Annotated in this window: 17 protein-coding genes; 10 read left to right on the forward strand and 7 right to left on the reverse strand. The window is 58.2% G+C overall.

The genetic code is table 11. From position 1 onward, the window contains the following. Positions 1-7: 7 nt before the first annotated feature. Positions 8-247 carry a hypothetical protein gene (locus ABJM11_RS03270; RefSeq protein ID WP_348295824.1) on the reverse strand — a complete coding sequence of 80 codons (240 nt, stop codon included), beginning with the start codon at positions 245-247 and terminating at the stop codon, positions 8-10. A gap of 216 nt (positions 248-463) precedes the next feature. Between ABJM11_RS03270 and parC the strand changes: the two genes are divergently transcribed. Both parC and serB read left to right on the forward strand, forming a co-directional pair. Continuing rightward, the gene (gene parC, locus ABJM11_RS03275; protein WP_348295823.1) at positions 464-2776 is read left to right on the forward strand and encodes a DNA topoisomerase IV subunit A; all 2313 of its coding nucleotides are present in this window, start codon (positions 464-466) and stop codon (positions 2774-2776) included. Further along, positions 2769-3992, forward strand: a complete 1224-nt coding sequence (gene serB, locus ABJM11_RS03280; RefSeq protein WP_348295822.1) for a phosphoserine phosphatase SerB — start codon at positions 2769-2771, stop codon at positions 3990-3992. Before parC ends, serB begins: the two co-directional genes overlap by 8 nt. A gap of 47 nt (positions 3993-4039) precedes the next feature. Here the strand turns inward: serB and ABJM11_RS03285 are convergent, their stop codons facing one another. The 3 genes from ABJM11_RS03285 to epmB form a co-directional block, all read right to left on the reverse strand. Continuing rightward, positions 4040-6127, reverse strand: a complete 2088-nt coding sequence (locus tag ABJM11_RS03285; protein ID WP_348295821.1) for an EAL domain-containing protein — start codon at positions 6125-6127, stop codon at positions 4040-4042. 151 nt (positions 6128-6278) lie between these two features. Continuing rightward, the gene (locus ABJM11_RS03290) at positions 6279-8087 is read right to left on the reverse strand and encodes a GTPase (RefSeq protein ID WP_348295820.1); all 1809 of its coding nucleotides are present in this window, start codon (positions 8085-8087) and stop codon (positions 6279-6281) included. A gap of 157 nt (positions 8088-8244) precedes the next feature. Beyond that, complete coding sequence (gene epmB / locus ABJM11_RS03295; protein WP_348295819.1) at positions 8245-9285, reverse strand: EF-P beta-lysylation protein EpmB; 1041 nt, start codon at positions 9283-9285, stop codon at positions 8245-8247. 45 nt (positions 9286-9330) lie between these two features. On the opposite strand from epmB, the gene efp reads away from it, so the two are divergent. Beyond that, on the forward strand, positions 9331-9906 hold the full coding sequence (gene efp / locus ABJM11_RS03300; RefSeq protein ID WP_348295818.1) for an elongation factor P: 576 nt from the start codon (positions 9331-9333) through the stop codon (positions 9904-9906). 12 nt (positions 9907-9918) lie between these two features. Then, a complete protein-coding gene (gene epmA, locus ABJM11_RS03305; RefSeq protein WP_348295850.1) occupies positions 9919-10893 on the forward strand; it encodes an EF-P lysine aminoacylase EpmA in 975 nt (324 codons plus the stop codon). On the opposite strand, the gene asd is transcribed toward epmA, so the two are convergent. Further along, positions 10865-11743, reverse strand: coding sequence for an archaetidylserine decarboxylase (gene asd / locus ABJM11_RS03310; RefSeq protein WP_348295817.1), 879 nt, complete (start codon positions 11741-11743; stop codon positions 10865-10867). The genes epmA and asd overlap by 29 nt on opposite strands. 180 nt (positions 11744-11923) lie before the next feature. Between asd and motA the strand changes: the two genes are divergently transcribed. Together motA and motB are read left to right on the forward strand one after the other, a co-directional pair. Continuing rightward, positions 11924-12775, forward strand: coding sequence for a flagellar motor stator protein MotA (motA, locus tag ABJM11_RS03315; RefSeq protein ID WP_348295816.1), 852 nt, complete (start codon positions 11924-11926; stop codon positions 12773-12775). Between the two features lie 29 nt (positions 12776-12804). After that, a complete protein-coding gene (gene motB / locus ABJM11_RS03320; protein WP_348295815.1) occupies positions 12805-13764 on the forward strand; it encodes a flagellar motor protein MotB in 960 nt (319 codons plus the stop codon). Between the two features lie 6 nt (positions 13765-13770). Here the strand turns inward: motB and rsgA are convergent, their stop codons facing one another. Beyond that, positions 13771-14826, reverse strand: coding sequence for a small ribosomal subunit biogenesis GTPase RsgA (gene rsgA / locus ABJM11_RS03325; protein WP_348295814.1), 1056 nt, complete (start codon positions 14824-14826; stop codon positions 13771-13773). A 150-nt stretch (positions 14827-14976) separates the two neighbouring features. Here rsgA and orn point away from each other — a divergent pair, with 150 nt between their 5' ends. Further along, entirely contained in the window at positions 14977-15519 is a 543-nt protein-coding gene (orn, locus tag ABJM11_RS03330; protein ID WP_348295813.1) for an oligoribonuclease, read from the forward strand. Here the strand turns inward: orn and queG are convergent. Next, positions 15514-16578 carry a tRNA epoxyqueuosine(34) reductase QueG gene (gene queG / locus ABJM11_RS03335; protein ID WP_348295812.1) on the reverse strand — a complete coding sequence of 355 codons (1065 nt, stop codon included), beginning with the start codon at positions 16576-16578 and terminating at the stop codon, positions 15514-15516. The two genes, orn and queG, sit on opposite strands and share 6 nt — an antisense overlap. 119 nt (positions 16579-16697) lie before the next feature. Here queG and ABJM11_RS03340 point away from each other — a divergent pair, with 119 nt between their 5' ends. From ABJM11_RS03340 to ABJM11_RS03350, 3 genes are all read left to right on the forward strand, one after another. Continuing rightward, a complete protein-coding gene (locus tag ABJM11_RS03340) occupies positions 16698-18281 on the forward strand; it encodes an NAD(P)H-hydrate dehydratase (protein WP_348295811.1) in 1584 nt (527 codons plus the stop codon). A 9-nt stretch (positions 18282-18290) separates the two neighbouring features. After that, positions 18291-18797 carry a tRNA (adenosine(37)-N6)-threonylcarbamoyltransferase complex ATPase subunit type 1 TsaE gene (gene tsaE / locus ABJM11_RS03345; RefSeq protein ID WP_348295810.1) on the forward strand — a complete coding sequence of 169 codons (507 nt, stop codon included), beginning with the start codon at positions 18291-18293 and terminating at the stop codon, positions 18795-18797. Between the two features lie 73 nt (positions 18798-18870). Further along, the gene (locus ABJM11_RS03350) at positions 18871-20187 is read left to right on the forward strand and encodes an N-acetylmuramoyl-L-alanine amidase (protein ID WP_407069954.1); all 1317 of its coding nucleotides are present in this window, start codon (positions 18871-18873) and stop codon (positions 20185-20187) included. The last annotated feature ends 7 nt before the right edge of the window (positions 20188-20194 follow it).

A 20194-nucleotide genomic window follows, 5' to 3' on the forward strand; every position in this document is an offset into this window, starting at 1 on the left:
TGGCGCGTTAATAGGTGTCAGTGGAGCCGTGGCCCGGTTGCCCGTTGCGGCAAAGGTGGCGCTGGCGCCAGAACTGGCCGAAAAAGATAACCAGGCCGATCAGGAGTCCTGCCCAAAGATAGGGTTCTGCCAGTTGAAACGTACCGCTTATGGCAAACTCCACCAACAGCATCAGGGCCAGAGCAAGAACAGCATTCACCGCGGCCGTGATCATGGCCTGCCCGCAGGCTTTCAGGTTGGGTCTCATAGTTCTCCACTCTCGGATGTCGTGAAACGGGTCATCGTTTTACTGATTGCGAGCATACGGCGAGGGTTAAACTCTCTCCATGCGGGAATTCCGCTATTGGAAATCCGACAGGGTGTTGGTGTATCTGTCCCCGCCTCCATATAATGTGCCCTTCGGCTGCCGCCCGGGTAGCCACCGGAATTCATAACAAGCAAGTCACGCAACAAAGGGGCATCCATGCCAGAGTTTCAGACCACGGATGAAGGCTTTGAGCGGGTTTCATTGAGGGACTACACCGAGAAGGCCTACCTTGATTACTCCATGTACGTCATCCTCGACAGGGCATTACCCAACGTGGGTGACGGCCTGAAGCCGGTTCAGCGCCGGATCATCTACGCCATGTCCGAGCTCGGTCTCAAGTCCACCTCAAAATACAAGAAGTCTGCACGAACGGTGGGGGATGTGCTGGGTAAGTTCCACCCGCACGGTGACAGCGCCTGTTACGAAGCCATGGTGCTCATGGCCCAGCCTTTTTCATACCGTTATCCACTGGTTGATGGCCAGGGCAACTGGGGCGCGCCTGATGATCCCAAATCCTTTGCCGCCATGCGTTATACAGAATCCCGCCTGGCCAAATTTGCGGATGTCCTGCTCAGCGAGCTGGGGCAGGGTACGGTGGATTGGGTGCCGAACTTCGACGGTACCATGGACGAACCATCGGTGTTGCCCGCCCGGCTTCCTCACGTTCTGCTGAATGGCACCACTGGTATCGCAGTGGGCATGGCGACCGACATACCGCCCCACAATGTCCGTGAAATCACCGCGGCCTGTGTACGGCTGCTGGAGCAACCGGACGCCACCACGGACGAACTGTGTGAACACGTCAAGGGCCCGGATTTCCCGACCTATGCCGAGATTATTACGCCCAACAAGGATATCCGGCAGATGTACGAAACCGGCAAGGGTTCGCTGCGGATGCGCGCCCGCTGGATCAACGAGAGTGGGGAAATTGTGGTAACGGATCTGCCCCACCAGGTCTCTGGCAACCGGGTGCTGGAGCAGATCGCCCAGCAGATGCAGGCCAAGAAGCTGCCCATGGTGGCGGACCTGCGTGACGAGTCAGATCATGAGAATCCGACCAGGTTGGTGATTGTTCCCCGCTCCAACCGGGTAGACCAGGAAGGGCTGATGGCTCACCTGTTCGCCAGTACCGACCTGGAAAAAACCTACCGGGTCAATATCAACGTCATCGGTAACGATGGACGCCCGGGCGTTAAGGGCTTGCGGGTAATGCTGACGGAGTGGCTCAGTTTCCGCCGCACCACGGTCACCCGGCGTCTTCAGCATCGCCTGGACAAGGTACTGGCACGCTTGCACATTCTTGAAGGCCTGCTGGTGGCCTACCTGAACATCGACGAAGTTATTGCCATCATCCGCTATGAAGACAAACCCAAGGCGGAATTGATTTCCCGCTTCGGGCTGTCGGAAGAGCAGGCTGAAGCCATCCTCGAGCTTAAATTGCGCCACCTGGCCAAACTCGAGGAAATGAAAATCCGTGGTGAACAGGACGAGCTTGCCGCCGAGCGGGATGAACTCCAGGCCATTCTGGGTTCGGAAGACCGCCTGCGGGAACTGATCAAGGACGAGCTGCTGGCGGATGCGGAAACCTATGGTGATGATCGCCGCTCACCGATTGTTGAGCGCAGTGAAGCAAGAGCCTTCAGTGAAACCGAGCTGGTCTCTAACGATCCGGTCACGGTGGTACTGTCTGAGAAAGGATGGGTGAGGGCAGCCAAGGGCCACGATATCGAGCCCGAGGGCCTCAGTTACAAGGCCGGCGATAAGTTTGCCATGGCGGCAAAGGGGCGCAATAACCAACAAGCGGTGTTCCTGGATTCCACCGGGCGGGCCTATTCCCTGGTTGCCCACTCCCTCCCGTCTGCCAGGGGGCAGGGCGAACCGCTGAGTGGGCGTATCAACCCCCCTTCCGGTGCCACCTTCTCCGGGCTGCTAATGGGGGACCCAGCTCGCAAGGTGCTGCTTGTTACTGATGGCGGCTATGGGTTCGTGACTTCCCTGAACGACATGATCAGCAAGAACCGCAACGGCAAGGCGGTGGTGTCGGTGCCGAAAGGGGCAGGAATTATGCCGCCGGTAACGGTGCCGGACTCGGAGAAACCGCTTTATCTGGGCGCTATTTCCAATGAGGGCCGGATGCTGGTGTTTCCTTTGAGTGAGCTGCCGGAGTTGTCGAAGGGTAAGGGCAACAAGATCATCAGCATTCCTTCGGCTCGAGTGCAGAATCGCGAAGAGTACGTGGTTGCTGTTGCCGTGTTTGCCGAGGACGACCAACTGGAAATTCGCGCCGGCAAGCGCAAGATGGGGCTGCAGTTCAGCGATCTGGAGCATTACCTGGGTGAGCGCGGCCGTCGTGGCCACAAGCTGCCGCGCGGGCTCCAGCGGGTGGATGCCATTGATGTCATCCAGTCGGCCAGTAACGCCGAAGCCGCTGACGCAGCCAATGCAGAGGAGCCGTCTGACCGTGAGTGAGCTCGTTCTGATTAATGTGTCGGGGCGTGACAAGCCCGGCCTGACGTCCGAGATTACCGGCATTATGGGACAGTACGATGTGCGGATTCTCGACATTGGTCAGGCGGTCATTCATGACCACCTGACCTGGGGGATTCTGATCGAAATTCCGGACGAGTCCAAGTCCTCGCCGGTGATCAGGGACCTGCTGTTCCGCCTGCATGCGCTGGACCTGCAGGTGCGCTTTGCGCCGATCACCATCGAGGAGTATCAGCAATGGGCGGAGGGCCGCAATCGTGCCTGTTACATCGTCACGCTGCTGTCGAGGGATATCAAGGCCGAGCAGATTGCACGGGTATCCGCCATTACCGCCCGCCACGGCCTGAACATCGACAATATCAGCCGGCTCTCAGCCCGGCCATCGCTGAATTCCTCTGAAAACCGCATTGCCTGTGTCGAATTCTCGGTCAGGGGCACGCCCTCTGATCTTGAGCAGCTGCGCTCTGACTTCCTGCACATAGCCGCTGAAATGAACGTGGATATTGCCTTCCAGGAGGATTCCATTTTCCGTCGCAACCGCCGGCTGGTGGTGTTCGACATGGATTCCACCCTGATTGATGCCGAGGTGATTGACGAGTTGGCCCTGGAGGCCGGAGTAGGCAGCCAGGTAGCGGAGATTACCGAGCGCGCCATGCAGGGGGAGCTGGACTTCAGTCAGAGCTTTGCAGAACGCCTGGCTCTTCTCAAGGGCCTGGATGAATCAGTGCTGGAAAGCATTGCCGGCCGCCTGCGGCTGACCGAGGGCGCCGAGCACCTCATTCTCAGCCTGAAGTCGCTGGGTTACCGTACGGCCATTCTGTCGGGGGGCTTTAGCTACTTTGCTCGTCATCTGCAGGAGAAGCTGGGCATTGACTACGTTTACGCCAACGAGCTGGAAATCGAGAATGGCAAGGTTACCGGCCGTGTCGCTGGTCAGATTGTCGATGGCAAGCGCAAGGCGGAACTGCTCCTGGAAATTGCGGAACGTGAGCATATCTCGCGGGAACAGGTTATCGCGGTTGGGGATGGCGCCAATGACCTGCCCATGCTGAGCCAGGCTGGTTTGGGTGTCGCCTTTCGGGCGAAACCGCTGGTAAAGGAGTCTGCCCGCCATGCCATTTCAACTTTGGGGCTGGATGCGATTCTCTACCTGATTGGATTCCGGGAAAGCGACAGTCTTCAGACAGGGAAGCAGTAACCATTAGCCCGGGCGAGACGAGGGGCCTGCCCGGGCTGTTGTGAAGGCTAGTGGTCGCCGAAGTCGTAGTTCATTTCCGGAACCGGTGCCTGAAGGTAGTAGCCCTGGATATAGTTCACGCCCGCCTGCCACAAGGTGGCAAGCACGCCGGCATTTTCCACCAGCGGCACGATGGTCAGCTTGCCCGCACTCTGGAGGCTCTTGACCATCTCCTTGACTTCTTCCTTGGCTTCATCTTTCTTCTGAAGCTCTTCGGTGAAAGAACCGTCGATCTTCACGTAATCCACATCGATATGCTTCAGGGTATTGAACGGGTTCAGTGCGCATCCGAACTGGCAGATCGACACCTTGGCGTGCAGTTCATGTACGGCTTTGGCGAAATCCTTGGCCTGCTTCATGTAATTGTTGGCGTCACCTTCGCGAATCTGGAAAATCAATGAGTCACCGGGCAGTCGGGCTGCCTTTAACGCCACGCTCAACCAGGGTGTGAAGGTCCTGTCTTCCAGCGTTTCCGCCGTCACATTCAGGAACAGGCGTGTGTCGTGCCCCCGTGAGCGATGGCTGGAGAGCTGCTTGATGGTTTGCAGGATTACCCAGCGGTCGATCTTGAGGGCCATTTCCGAGGGGCCAACCGGTGGCAGGAAGTCGTAGGGCGACACTTCCTCGTCGTCCTTGTTGAGCATTCTGACGAACGCTTCGTAGTGTTCCTCGCCTTCACCACGGAGATTAATAATCGGCTGGAACAGCAGCTTGAAACGATTGTCGTCCAGCGCCTTCTGTATGGCATCGGCCGAGTTGCTTTCGTCCATCGTTTCGTAATCGGCCGGGTTGTAGACCAACACGCCGTTGCCCTGCTCGTGGCCTTCTTTTTTCTTCAGCTCAGAAGAGGCAGTATGAGCCCGCCCCATCAGGTCAGGAGCCTTGGGTGCATTTTCGGTAATGGCGGCAACCCCGATGCTCAGGGTCAGCTGCACCGTGCGGCCGTTGATGTCAAACAGATGGTCCTCCACCTTCTTGCAGATGGCCTCACACTGCTCCGCCAGGGCTTTTTCTTCGCAGGGCTGGCAAAGCAGGCAGAAAGCGTCATCGCTCAGGCGTGCGAGAATCATATTCTCGGGCGTCTGTTCCTTGAGCAGCGTGGCCAGATCTCCCAGCATAAGGTCGGCGCCGGCGATGCCAACCTGGCCTTTGAGACTCATGAAATTATCAAGGGCGATGTAGGCCAGGGCGCCGGTCTGGTTGTCCTTGCCGGCCTTTGCAATGGCCTGACCAAGGGCATCCATCAGGTATTGCCGGTTGAACAGGCCGGTGAGCAGATCCTGGCTGCTGATCTGGCGAATCTTCTCCTCCAGCTCAGCATCGCTGTGTTCCGGCTGGATGACAATCTGGGTGCAGATCTCGCCGTCATAGGTGGCTGCTGACACCGACATGGTTACGTTCAGTTCCTGGTCATCACTGCGGCGGGCCACGCAGTTCATGGTCATACCGTCTTCGCCACTCTCGGCAAAGGACTTCATGAATTCCTTGTATTTTTCCTGGCTTTCCGGGGTCAGGGTGTCCAGCACCGGAATGCAGATCAGGTCGTCGATATCATCGTAGCCAAGGAATTCCATGTAGGACTGGTTGGCGTAGATGTGCATGCCGTCGTTGATGTAGGCAATGGCGTCCTTGGAGCTTTCCAGCAATAACTGGCAACGCTGCTCCGCTTCACGCAGGTGGGATTCCAGGGTTCTGCGTCGTCTGCGATCTTCGAGTGCACTCAGCTCACGGTTAACCACCAGGACCAGTTGATCGCTGTTCTCGAAGGGGACCGCATCGTGGGCCCCGGCTTTCATGACCGCGACTGTGCGCTCGCGGCTGAATTCGGTGGTCAGCAGTATGGACGGGATATCCTTGTCCATGCGACGAATCATCGCCAGGGCGCCGTCTGGTCCGAATTCCTGATCTGCGTCGTCCCGCGCCAGTAACAGGTCCCAGTTGCCTGCCTTCAGGGTTTCCTCGAGATCTTCCTCTGACGTGATGCGGTGAGCGCGCGTGGCCTTGCCGGAGTTCCGGAGAAGGCTCACAAGCGTCTCAGCGTCGTTTTGCGAGGGATCAAGGATCAGCAGGTGTACGGTTGCGTTCTTTTTCTGCATTCGTCAGGTGTCTCGTGATACGCGTTGGCTGTGCCGGCTCTTCAGCAAGTATAGAGCGGGCTTTTCACTAACGCTGAATGATGCAGGGGTTACCGTTCAATAACAACCCTTGGCGCCGGCCTGGGCGCTTCCGATTGTCGGAAATCAAGCCCTAGAGTGACGGCCACAGCGAATCAAATTCATCCTCGCTGGTGCCGGCCGCTGGCGACGTGTTGCTCGCGGTTGCAGCTCCGCTGTTCTGAAGCTTGAGCTCAAACTGGCTGATGCTTCCGGTTGCGGAGATCTTGCGGGAAAGCGTGCCCTGGTCCTCGCGGCCGTCGTGGAGTAGAGAGATACGGCTCCCGGATTGAAAGGGGAGCCTCGGTGTGATCAGGGTGGCGGCCTGATTGACCACGCTGATTTCCGGCAACAACAGGCCCCGAAGGTATTCGCTGCTGTTGCCGACCTTCTGGATCAGTCGCACGCCGCAGGGGGCCGCACTGGGCGCCAGCAACTCGATGCCTACCTGGGTACCCTGGTTTCGAACCTGGCGTATCCAGCGTACCACCGCAATACTCCATGGATGATTGGACTGCTCACGAACCCCGAGAATCTCTCCGGCCTGCAGTGAAGCCGGCACGTTGGTTTCCCAGCCAACACAGTAACCGCCGGGACTGGTGTTGATCAGCAGGGCATGGTGAGACTGGGGGCGCCTGCGGTCATGTTCGCTATCCGGTTTGGCGCCGATGCTATTGCGGAAATTGATGGGCGTGTCCGCCGACTGTATCGGGTCATCGCCGGGGCCCGCGTCATGAGCGCCAGCCCAGGCGTCATCCCTGCGGCGGGACGACCTCATGAACTGGTTGTCTTCCTCAAGGTGGCCGTTGTCATTGCCACTGACAAATTCATTGAAGGTCTTGGCGCCTGCCACGTAAAAGTGGGTGGCTGTGAGGCCCACGCATACTTCCAGGGTGCCCTGGCTGGCAATGCGGTTAAAATTCCTCTTTGCCAGAATTCCCAGTGCCTGGCTGAGGTGGGTCAGCAGGGTGTCACTGACCCGGGATGGCAGCTCCAGGCTTCCCGTGGTGTGGCCGTCCTTCTGGTGGCGGGCATGGAGAGACTCGGTAATGCGTTCTGACAATTCGCGGGTGTCGAAGTTGTAACTGTCGTTACCGGGCTTCTGCTCAAGCAGGCTGCGGTATATGGGGGCCGTGTCACGCTCCATGTTCACAACGAACAGACTGTCGCTGTCAGCGTCGGGGCCGCAGGAGACAAGATGGGTCCAGCCCTCGAACAGTTCGTAGACCAGCGCAAGTTCCGCCTGTCGTAACTGGTTGGGGCGGGCACAGCCGAGCAGCAGAATTCGCTTGTAGCTGTCTCCTATCGTGCTGGCGTGGCGGTGGCCCAGAGTCTCATCCTCCACAGACAGCCCACTGAGTTTGTTGCGGTGGGCAAACCGGAACAGGCGATGACATTCCAGCCAGCTTTGTGCGGGGCTGGGGCAATACAGTTGATGGGACCGCACAATCGTCGCGGCCAGTTCCGAGATTGCCCGGTGAATCGCTGTGGCCACTGCCTTACGGTTCTTGTCCAGCCCGCCATTATCCAGAAACTCCAGTACACAGAGTTTATAGCCGCTGGCCGCGTGGAGCTGGAGTGCCTGAGAAAGGTTGGCGATCTTGCGCTGCTTTTCGGGCAGGGCAATGGCCATGCCCAGATAGTGCCTGGACAGCTCCGAGCACACAAAGTGTATTTTCGGGCGAATCAGCTCCAGTAGCTGAAGTCGCTGCTGCGGCGCAACAAACAGCTGATTCAGTTCAATAATGGCATGATAGAGCTGCCGGGACGCCTCACCAATATTGGCCATGGGCAACTGGTTGACCCAGGCCCTGAAGGCTTTTGGTGACGTCTGGCAAAATGACAGGCTTGCTGTTTTCTGTTCAGGAATACGGAGATCGGGTTTCAGGATCATGCCTTCCATGAGTTCACGCCAATTGTCTGGACCACGGTTGGTACTCCGGAGCTTTTTATTGTTGTCACTCTTCGCACTCTAAAATAGCAAACGCATAACAAAAAGCGAGCAGAGCACGAGTTGACAATGTTTAACAAGTAAATTTGGGCCAACTTTGCCAAACGTGTCACGCAAAGAGGTCCAGAGGTGTCTTCCCGGGCTGATCCGGCAGCTCTCTGACAAGTTTTGGCACCAGAAATCCGGGAAGTGTGCCAATCAGTTGGCGAACCAGCTCCCGGGACCTGTCGTCGCTGACACTGAAATGGTGGGCGCCTTCCACCGGGTCAAACGCATGGAGGTAATAGGGCAGTACGCCGCATTCGAACAGCCGCTCGCTGAGGTCACTCAACACCCGGGCTGTATCGTTGACGCCTTTCAGTATGACGCTCTGATTCAACAGGGTGACCCCGGCGGCCTTCAGGCGCTCGAGGGCGTGACGGGTGTCGTTGTCCAGCTCGGCCGGGTGATTGCTATGGATCACCATGACCACCTGTAGCCGGCTTTCGGAAATCCACCCCAGGAGCGATTCGCAGACACGTTGGGGAATCACTATGGGCAGCCGTGTGTGGATTCTCAGGCGACGGATATGGGAGATGCCCGCCAGCGATTCGGCCCAGGATGACAGCAATCGGTCATTGGCGACCAGCGGGTCCCCTCCGCTGAAAATCACTTCGTTAATCCGGGTGTCGTTACCGAGGGTCGCCAGCACCTCGGCCCGGTCTTCCGGTGTCAGTCGGTGTTCGTCATAGGGGAAGTGGCGGCGGAAACAGTACCGACAATTGATGGCGCATTGCCCGGTGACCATCAGCAGGGCGCGGCTCTGATATTTCCGGATCAGGCCGGTAGTCTGCATCGAATCGCGCTCCTGAAGCGGATCACGGACAAAACCCGATCTGGTGTCAGTTTCTGCAGAGAGAGGGAGTACCTGCCTTAACAGCGGGTCCGCGGGATCACCCGGGATGATGCGTTGGAGGTAGGGCTCTGGTACGCGCAGCGGAAACAGCCGGTGACCTTCCGTTGCACCGGACAGCCAGATGTCGGGGTCAAGCTCCAACCGCCTGAGCAGATCCTCTGGTGTTGTCACAGAGGCTGACAGTAGCTGCTGCCAGCTACGTGAATCACGATCCGATGGGCGGGCTTCTATACGGGTGGCGGTTCGCTGTATCATAGCGACCTTCGAATTTTTATACGCATCTTTTCAGGTGATAATTTCATGGCTTCATATTCTACCAACGAATTCCGCGGCGGTCTTAAGGTTTTGCTGGACGGGGACCCCTGTATCATTCTCGAGAACGAATTCGTAAAGCCCGGCAAGGGTCAGGCATTTAACCGGGTCAAGCTGCGCAACCTGATGACCAATCGTCAGTGGGAGCGCACCTTCAAGTCCGGTGAGAGCCTGGAAGCCGCGGACGTGATTGATCTGGAAATGGAGTATCTCTACACCGACGGTGAGTTCTGGCACTTCATGAAAACCGATGGGTCGTTCGAGCAGTACCCCGCGGATGCGAAAGCCGTTGGCGATGCCCTCAAGTGGTTGAAGGAACAGGATGTTTACACCGTAACTCTTTACAACGGTGCGCCGCTGTCTGTCACTCCGCCCAATTTTGTCGAGCTGGAAGTGGTAGACACCGATCCGGGTATGAAGGGCGATACCGCCCAGGGTGGCACCAAGCCGGCAACCCTTTCTACCGGTGCTGTCGTGAACGTGCCCCTGTTCATCACCATTGGTGAGGTACTCAAGGTGGACACCCGCTCCGGTGAATACGTCAGCCGTGTGAAAGGCGGCTGATTGGTTTCTGAAGTGGCCGCAACACCTTCCTGGCAGCCTTCCACATCTGTGGCTGCCCTCCGAAGCCGTGCACACCAGCTTGCCTGGGTGCGCGGCTTTTTCGCACAGCGAGGCGTGATGGAAGTCGAGACGCCTGTGATGGGCCGATACGGAGTCACCGACCTCAACATCGACAGTATCCCGGCCAGTCCGACACCCGTGGCAGCGGGGTTTTCGAACGCCTGGCTGCAGACCTCCCCTGAATATCACATGAAACGCCTGCTGGCGTCCGGTGCCGGGCCCATCTATCAGGTGGCGAGAGTATTTCGGGATGGAGAGTCCGGGCGAAGACACAACCCCGAGTTTTCTCTGCTTGAATGGTATCGGCCGGGTTTCACTGACTCGGACCTGATGGCCGAAGTATCTGACCTGGTATGTGGGTGGCTGGGCTGTGAAGCGCCAGACACGATGCGTTACCGGGATGTTTTTCTGCGCTTTGCAGGCATTGATCCCTTCCTGGCCAGCGACAGCGAATTATCGGCCCGCTGCGAGCAGTGGATGGAGGCGCCCCGGTTGCAGTCATTTTCCCGCGATGAATGCCTGGATCTGCTGATGACTTGCCAGGTAGAGCCGGCGTTGGCTGAAACCGGGCCAGTGTTCGTTACCGGCTATCCGGAATCACAGGCAGCGCTGGCACGTGTGTCCGACCAGGACGGTTTTCGCCAGGCCCACCGTTTTGAGCTGTATGTACAGGGGGTGGAGCTCTGTAACGGCTACTGGGAGCTCACCGACAAGGAAGAGCAGCAGCGGCGGTTCGCGGCAGATAATCAGGCGCGACGTTCCGCCGGCAAGCCCGAAATGCCCGTTGATGAGGCATTTCTGGCAGCCCTGGATGCCGGCGTGCCGGACTGTTCAGGGGTGGCACTGGGGCTTGATCGTTTGCTGATGCTGAAGCTGGGGCTGGAGGACCTCGCCGGGGTTATTGCGTTTCCTGCTGACCGGGCGTGAGCTCTCCAAACGCTTCTCCCATGCGAACCCGTCCTCCAGCCACCTGATCGCCGTTCCAGGAGACTGAGCCTTTAGGCATGACCATGACAACCGTTGAGCCCAGGCGGAAGCGGCCCATCTCCTCTCCTTTGTCGAAGCGTATGGGGGTTTTGAGCCCGTCGTAGTGGGTTGCGTCAACCCGGCGTTTACCCGGGGCCACAATGCCCGCCCAGGTGGTTTCAACACTGCCGACGATCATCGCGCCCACCAGCACGAACGCCATGGGGCCAGCCTCCGTGTCAAAAATACAGACCACCCGTTCATTCCGCGCAAACAGGTTGGGCACGTTTTCGGCCGTGGTCGGATTGACGGAAAACAGCTTGCCGGGAACATAGACCATCTCCCGCAGGGTGCCCGCCAATGGCATGTGAATGCGGTGATAGTCCCTGGGGGCCAGGTAAATGGTCGCAAACTCGCCATCTGTGAAGGTGCGTGCCCGCTCCTGATCGCCGCCGAGCAGTTCGTTGAGGCTGAAGGACTGACCCTTGGCCTGAAAGATCCGGCCACCGTTGATGTGACCCAATTGGCTGATGGTGCCATCCACAGGGCTGACCATCACAGTGTCACCTGTAGCCACGGGGCGCAGCCCCGGTTTGAGCGCGCGGGTGAAAAAAGCGTTGAAGCTGGGGTACGCGGCCGGGTCTGGCTCAACTGCTTCGCTCATGTCTACGCCATATCGGCCGATAAACCAGTTTACGACACGGTTCTTGAGCGCCGGAACGCTTTCGTTGTCCGCAAGGCGGCCCGCCAGGCGGGAGATGCTCAGTTGTGGTGCTACGTACTGGCCCGTTACAAATAGCTTGTCGTACATCAGGTGGAATCCTTGGCGCTCAAAGAGGCGAAGTTTACCAAACTGCGCGGTGTGTATAGAAATTGTTTCACACCTTCGCGGTTCTCATCGCTGCTTGCTATTATCTGTGCGATGCGAAACGGCGGCTTGGGTCCAGACTCGGTTTCCTGATAACAATCACAGAAGGTATGTTCTCTTTCCATGCTACTCATAATCGGTGCAGTTGTTGTAATCGCAAGCGTCCTGGGAGGGTACGTTCTCCATGGCGGTAATCTCATGGTGTTGTGGCAGCCAACCGAAATATTGATTATCGGGGGTGCAGCGGTTGGGTCTTTCGTGATTGCAAACCCGATGCATACCATCAAGGAAGTGGGCAAGGGTGTACTCATCCAGTTAACCGGTTCCCCCTACAACAAGTCCTATTACATGGATCTGCTGAGCCTGATGTATGAGGTGTTCGACAAATCCCGGAAACAGGGCGTGATGGCCATTGAAGAGGACATCGACAATCCCCAGGAGAGCCAGATTTTTACCCGCTACCCCGCCATCATGAAATCCAAATATCTGCTTGCCTTCATGACGGATTACCTGCGGATCATCAGTTCCGGGAATATGGCTACCCATGAACTGGAAGGCATGATGGAAAACGAGATCGACAGCCGCCAGCATGAGCTGGAAGAACCGGCCCATGCCGTCAACAAGATCGCGGATGCATTGCCTGGGCTGGGCATCGTAGCGGCGGTACTGGGTATCGTTATCACCATGAACTTTCTCAGCGAAGGGCCTGAGAAGATCGGCCTCAGCGTGGCGGCGGCTCTGGTGGGTACGTTTCTGGGCATCTGGATGGGTTATGGCTTCGTCGGGCCCACGTCCATTGCCATGGAACACTCCGCCCGGTATGAGCTCAAGGCCTATGAGTGTGTGAAATCCGCAATTGTTGCGACGGTTTCCGGCCAGGCACCGCAGATGGCCATTGAGTTCGGCCGCAAGGCGTTGCCGTCAGACAAGCGGCCGGGATTCCAGGAACTGAACGACCACGTGCGTTCGAAATAATCTGAGCAAAAGCCGTCGGGAGCAGTTCCTTGGAAGACCAGCCAATTATCGTAAAGCGAAAAAAGAAAGTTGTCAGTGGGCATCACGGTGGGTCATGGAAAGTGGCTTTTGCCGATTTTGCTACTGCCATGATGGCTTTCTTTCTCGTGTTATGGCTGACGGCCACTGCCTCCCCGGAACAGATTCGTGCCGTGGAAGGCTATTTCAAGGATCCGGTGGGGTTTACCGAGGGCGGTTCGCCCAACCCGGTGGATCTCGAAGGTAGTGCATCCGTTATCAACGAGAGCAGCGAGGATATTGAGCGTAGCGATATCCAGATTGAAGACCAGGTAGTTGAGGAGCTGGCCCAGACACTGGAGCAGCAACAGATGGAAGAACTGTTCCAGGACCTCAAGGAGAGGATTGAACAGAATGAAACCCTGCAGGAGTTCAAGGACCAGTTGCTAATCGACATCACCAGCGAAGGTCTGCGGATCCAGATTGTCGACCGCTCCCAGCGCCCGATGTTCGACAGTGGCCGCGCCGAGCTCAAGTATTATTCCCAGGACATCCTGTTCGAGCTGGCCAAAACCCTGAGCACGGTCAACAACAAGCTGAGCATTACCGGCCACACCGATTCCACCCCCTTCAGCGGCCGCCCGGGTTACACCAACTGGGAGTTGTCAGCGGATCGCGCCAACACGGCTCGAAGGGCACTGGTGGCTGGTGGCGTAAGGCAGAAGCAGATTGGCCGGGTTGTGGGCCTGAGTGATTCCGTTCTGTTTGATCAGGACGACCCGCAGGCACCGGTTAACCGTCGTATCTCCATCATCGTGATGAACAAGAAGACGGCGGAAGGTATCCAGAGCAATGCCGGCAGATCGAGCGAGCCCCTGATCGACCTTACTGCACCCTCCGAAGCGCAGCAGCAGGAAGCCATGGAGCGGCTGGAAGAGGGTAACTGGTCAGAAGAGCGGGAAGAGCCCGCGCCCGGTGAGCTCAACTGGTAAACCGGTTCAGTCAGCTTTTAGCCCCCGGGACTGCTGTTCTGCCATATCCTGCAGAATCCGGTTGAAGCTTTTCATCCGCTCCACGCTTATCCGCCCGTCTTCGGCTGCCTGCGCAATGGCGCAACCTGGGTCCCCCATATGGCTGCAGTTGCGGAATTTGCAGTGCCCGATCAGGTCGCGGATCTCCCGGAAACCGTACTCGATCTCCTGCGGTGTCATGTGCCACAGGCCGAATTCCCGGATACCCGGTGAGTCGATCAGGTCGCCGCCACAGTTGAGGTGGAACAGTCTGGCCGTTGTGGTGGTATGAATACCCTTGCCGGTGCTCTCCGATATGGCGCCTACGCGGATTGACTCGTCAGGAAGCAGAGTCTGGATAATAGACGATTTGCCAACCCCGGACTGGCCCACGAATACGCTGGTCTGGTCTTTCACCAGATCCTCCACCCGAACGGCCTGTTCACCTTCCAGGGTCTTTGCCGAGGTGCGCTCGGTGCGGTAGCCAAGCCTTTCATAGCGTGCCAGCAGGTTGTCGATGGCTTCCCGGTTCCGGTCAGTGATCAGATCGGTCTTGTTAAGCAGAATAATCACCGGAATATCCGTGCTTTCCGCTGCCACGAGGTAGCGGTCAATCAGGTTGTCGTGGGGTTCCGGCTCCGGGGCGATCACCAGAATGATGTAGTCGATGTTGGCGGCAACGGGTTTTAGCGCGCCAAAATTGTCGGGCCGCTGCAATAGTGTGTGGCGGTCGCAGCGGGCCACAATCACGCCGGTACCGTCACTGCCCGGCCGCCAGATGACCCTGTCGCCGGTCACAAGGCTGTCTATGTTGGCCCTTACGAAGCAGCGCAACACCTTGCCGGTGTCTTCTCCTTCAAGCGCTTCCACGTCCAGTTGCTGGCCGTAGTGGGCAATAACCAGTCCCTGCTGCTCGGGGCCCAGATCGCCGGCATCCAGTTTCTCACCGATGGACTCCTCTTTCTTAGCCGCTCTTGTCGCCCGTTCCTGCTGGATTTTCTTGATGCGCCATTGCTGCTGCTTGTTCAGTCGACGTTTAGCCATATCGTAGGTCGGTCAGATCCTGGTGAAGAATGGTGAAAGCTGTAACATCATACGTGATTCATCCACAATAGGCAGACTATGTGCTGCAGCGGCCGGGCAGGGTGTTCCGGCCGTTGTACGAATTACGAATTAACCGCCGGAGACCGCTGAATGCCAGAAGCTAATTATCTTGTCTGGATTGATCTGGAAATGACCGGGCTGGACCCGGAGAAAGAGCGGATCATAGAGATAGCGACAATTGTTACCGACTCGGACCTGAATACGATTGAAGAGGGGCCGGTTATTGCTGTACACCAGTCAGACAACCTGCTCAGCGAGATGGATGAGTGGTGCACCCGCACTCATGGCGAAAGCGGGCTTACCCAGCGAGTAAAGGACAGCAAGTTCAGTGAAATTGATGCGGAGCAGAAAACCCTGGAATTCCTACAGCGTTATCTTGAGCCCGGTCAGTCCCCCCTTTGCGGCAACAGCATTGGCCAGGACCGGCGTTTCCTGGTGAAGTACATGCCGGAGCTCGAAGCCTTCTTCCACTACCGCAATCTGGATGTCAGTACCATCAAGGAACTGGCACGTCGATGGCGGCCGGATGTGCTGGATGGTGTGAAGAAGAAGGGCAGTCATCTGGCGCTGGACGATATCCGGGACTCCATCAACGAGCTTCGCCACTATCGCGAGACTTTCTTCAAGTTATAGGCCGTGCCTGCGCAGGGCCCATTGGACATGCTCCCGAACCATGTCTGACGGGTGATCGGCTCTCTGTTTGAGGGCCTCGATCACGGGAATGGTTGAAGGGGCATTACCCAGGCCTACCGCCAGGTTCCGCAGCCAGCCCTCATAGCCCGTGCGGCGGATGGCCGAACCTTCGGTACGCTGGAGGAACTCCTCCTCGGTCCACAGGAACAGAGTGGCCAGCTCGCTGTTGTCGAGGCCATGGCGCGGCTGGAAGTCTTTCTCCGCCGTGGGCTTGCTGAATTTATTCCACGGGCAGACCAGTTGGCAGTCGTCGCAACCGAAAACACGGTTGCCCATCTTCGATCTCAGCTCTTCGGGAATGCTGCCCTTGAGTTCAATGGTGAGGTAGCTGATGCACTTGCGGGCATCCAGCTTGTGAGGGCCTTCGAAGGCGTCCGTGGGGCAGACATCCAGGCAGGCCGCGCAGGTGCCGCAGTGTTCTTTCTCGAAGGGTTTGTCGAGGGGTAATGGCGCGCTGGTGAAGATTTCCCCGAGGAAGAAGAACGATCCGGCTTTCGGGTGTATCAGCATGTTGTTCTTGCCGATCCAGCCAAGTCCTGCACGCTGGGCAAGTGCGCGCTCAAGAACCGGCGCGCTGTCCACAAAGGCCCGGTAATCGTAGCCTGATACCGCTTCGTCGATCCACTTTGCCAGGGTCGCCAGGCGCTTGCGCATCAGTTTGTGGTAGTCGCGTCCCACAGCATAGCGGGTGATATAGGCTTTCTCCCGGTCAGTAAGCACCCGCGCCGGGTTGTCCGGTGCCGGCAGGTAGTCCAGCCGCACGGAGACAACCCGCCGGGTTCCCTCCACCAGAGAGGTGGGGGTATAACGTTTGTCGCCATGGTCTGCCATATAGGACATTTCGCCATGATGCCCTTTGTTCAGCCAGGCCTTCAGTCGTTCACCGTGAACGCCCGTGTCGGGCAGGGTGATGCCGGCGTCACTGAAGCCCAGTTCGAGTGCCCAGGCGCGGATCTGGCGGGGCAGATCATCCAGTTTCTGGTCGGTAGGATCGGTCATTGAATGCCAGTAACGAAGTTTAATTTGATTAAGTTATGACCTTTCTCGCTGTTTTGCTACTCTTTACAGGTGTCTGGCCGTTTTTCTTAATCCGAATTCTGTAACGGGAGCGGACTTCCATGCCCCTGTCTGGTGGTCACAGTTTACCAGAAGACCTCTACTCCGCCGATGCGGTGCGGGAGATTGACCGCTATGTAATTGATCAACAAGGGGTCGGCGGATTCGAGTTGATGCAGGCTGCGGCTGCCAGTGCATTCCGGCGGCTGGTGCGCTACTGGCCGGAACCGGGCCGGATTCTGGTGTTATGTGGTGCCGGCAATAACGGGGGCGACGGCTATCTGGTCGCTGCCAATGCTGTTCGTCACGGCCTGCATGTCGACTGTCTTGCCGTGGCGCCTACCGGAAAGTTGTCTGGCGACGCCCACAATGCCTGGAAGAAAGCGGTCGAGGACGGCGTCCGTGTGATGGAACTGGCGGATGTTGCTGGCTCCGACATCGACGACTATTTTGTTGGCGCCGGGTTGATTGTCGATGCCATGCTGGGCACCGGCGTTTCCGGGGCTCCCAGGGAGCCGTTTGCCGCCATGATTGGTCAGTGTAACGAAGCTGCTGCGCCAGTATTGGCCATTGACCTGCCCTCGGGTTTGAACGCCACCACCGGGACTGTGACCGGCGGCGCGGTCCGGGCGGCGGCAACGGTGACTTTCATTGGCCTGAAGGCCGGCCTGTTTACTGCTCAGGGCCCGGAATACGCCGGCGAGGTTGTATTTGTATCCCTGGATACCGACGATTGGGCAGCCGAAAGCGGACAGCGCCCGGTGGCCCGTCGGGTGGACTGGGGCGTTATCAGCATGGCGTTACCCCGGCGCCCGAAGGTCGCCCACAAAGGGCGCTTCGGCCATGTGTTGATTGTTGCTGGCGACCGGGGGTTTGGCGGTGCCGGCATGATGGCGGCCGAAGCCGCCTCCAGGTCCGGGGCCGGCATGGTGACCCTGGCAACGCGCCCGGAGTATGTGGCACCGGCCCTGTCCCGCTGCCCATCAGTGATGGTTCAGGGCCTGATTCACGGTTCTGAGTTGCCGCCGCTGCTCAGCGCTGCGGATGTGGTCGTCTGTGGCCCCGGCATCGGCCAGGGCGCCTGGGGGCAGCAGATGCTGCAACAGGTTGTGGCCAGCGGCAAGCCGCGTGTGCTGGACGCCGATGCCTTGAACCTGATGGCATCGCGGGTTGCACAACCCGCGGATAATCATATTCTGACTCCGCACCCGGGAGAAGCATCTCGTCTGCTGGAATGCGGCGTGGCTGATATTGAGAGTGACCGGGTAGGGGCTGCAGAGCGGATACGTCAGCTTTTCGGCGGTGTTGTTCTGCTCAAGGGGGCCGGGACAGTGGTCGCATCGGCAGACGCGCTGCCGGATATAATCAATGGCAGCAACCCCGGAATGGCGACCGGTGGTATGGGAGATGTGCTCTCCGGCATACTCGGCAGTCTCTATGCACAGCTTGGGAATGGTCACCTGGCAGCTTCGGCAGCCGCAGCGCTCCATCTGGCGGCCGCAAACCGGGCAACAGCAACCCGGGGCTACATGGGCTTGCTGCCCATGGATGTCATTGACGCTCTGCCACGGGTGCTTCTGGAAGCGGAGAAGCAATCAGCAGGCGGGCAGGGGGAGCACTGGACGATCGGGGAATTCGGAGGGTGATAGAGGATAATGAAGGTCGCAGCGGACGAACTCAGACTTTTTCTGAAGGATGAGCAGGATACCGAGCAACTGGGCAGGATTCTGGCCGGGCTCGTCAACGAGAGCTGCCAGGGGCTGGTGGTGTTCCTGGAGGGTGACCTTGGGATGGGTAAGACGACTCTGAGCCGGGGTATCATGCGCGGCCTGGGTCACGGAGGTGCGGTGAAAAGTCCGACTTACACCATCGTAGAGCCTTATGAGCACCTGGATCCGCCAGCCTATCACTTTGATCTTTACCGGCTTGGTGATCCGGAAGAACTGGAATACATGGGTATCCGGGACTATTTCCAGGGCCGGAATCTGTGCGTTATAGAATGGCCCGGCCGCGGCCTCGGCGTCCTCCCCGAGCCGGACCTGCTGGTTAGTCTGGGCAAAGAAGGTGACGGGCGACGGGCCCGTGTTTCAGCACCAACAAGCCGTGGCGGCAGTTTGCTGGCCCGGATTGGTGAGCAGTGGCCCCCGGGGCAGGGATATTAATCGTGAATGATCAGTGCAGGTGTGCAGGATGATGAATATAAGAACGTTCTCCAGATGGTTTCTTGCGGCAGGCATGGTGTGGTCATTAATGGTCTCGCTGGCGGCGATGGCGGGCGTCAGTGTTGAAAGTGCACGGATCTGGCCGGCGCCCGACCATACGCGCCTGGTACTGGACATGGGTGGCAAGATTGATCACAAGGTTTTCGCACTTTCTGGTCCGTCCAGACTGGTGATTGACCTCAAGAATGCCAGCCTCAAAGCGGACTTTGAAAAACTTGACCTGTCGGGCAGTCCGGTTCGCCGGATTCGCAGCGCTCCGCGTAATGGCAATGACCTGCGGGTCGTTCTGGATCTTGAAAGCGATATCAAGCCGCGGAGTTTTCAGCTCGAACCCAACCAGCAATATGGCCACAGGCTGGTGGTGGATCTGATCGATGAGGGCGGGCTGAAAGCCCGCAAGCCCTCGGAGCCGACCGTTTCCCAGAACACTAACGGCAAGCGTGACATCATTGTGGTGGTTGATGCCGGTCATGGTGGTGAAGATCCCGGCGCTATAGGCCCGCGTGGGACGCGCGAGAAAGACGTGGTGCTGAAAATGGCCAAGACCCTGGCAGACCTGATAGAGGCCAAACCCGGATATACCGCCAGACTCACCCGTAACGGTGACTATTATATCGACTTGCGCAGCCGCACGTTGCTTGCACGGAAGCACAACGCCGACCTCTTTGTATCCGTTCACGCAGATGCGTTCCGCACGCCCCAACCCCGGGGTGCCTCGGTGTTTGCGCTGTCGCAGAGGGGCGCCACCAGTGAAACTGCACGGTGGCTGGCAAAAAGCGAGAACCGGTCGGACCTGATCGGTGGTGCCGGTGGGGTCTCCCTGGATGGCCGTGACGAGATGCTGGCCGGTGTTCTGCTGGATCTGTCCATGACTGCCAGTATCAATTCCAGCCTCGGCGTTGGCAGTTCCATCCTCGGCCGGCTTGGCAGTGTTGCCAAGCTCCACAAAAAAGGCGTGGAGCAGGCTGCGTTTGCCGTGCTCAAGTCGCCGGATATTCCATCCATTCTGGTTGAGGCGGGATTTATTTCCAATCCCAAGGAAGAGCAGAATCTCTCCAGCTCCTGGTATCGGGAAAGGATTTCCAGGGCGGTTTTTGAAGGTATTGAAGACTACTTCCAGAAAACGCCTCCACCAGGCACCTTGCTGGCGTGGCAGAAACAGAACAGTCGGGGGGATGGCAGTGTCAGTCAGTATCGCATCCGCAGGGGCGACACGCTGTCGGGCCTGGCCCGCGAGAACCAGATAAGCGTCAGCGAACTGATGCAGTATAACGGCCTCAATGATGACCGTGTTATGGTAGGGCAAACCATTCGTATTCCCTCATCCTGAAACGAGG

The organism is Marinobacter sp. (assembly GCF_039977835.1).
Taxonomy (GTDB): domain Bacteria; phylum Pseudomonadota; class Gammaproteobacteria; order Pseudomonadales; family Oleiphilaceae; genus Marinobacter.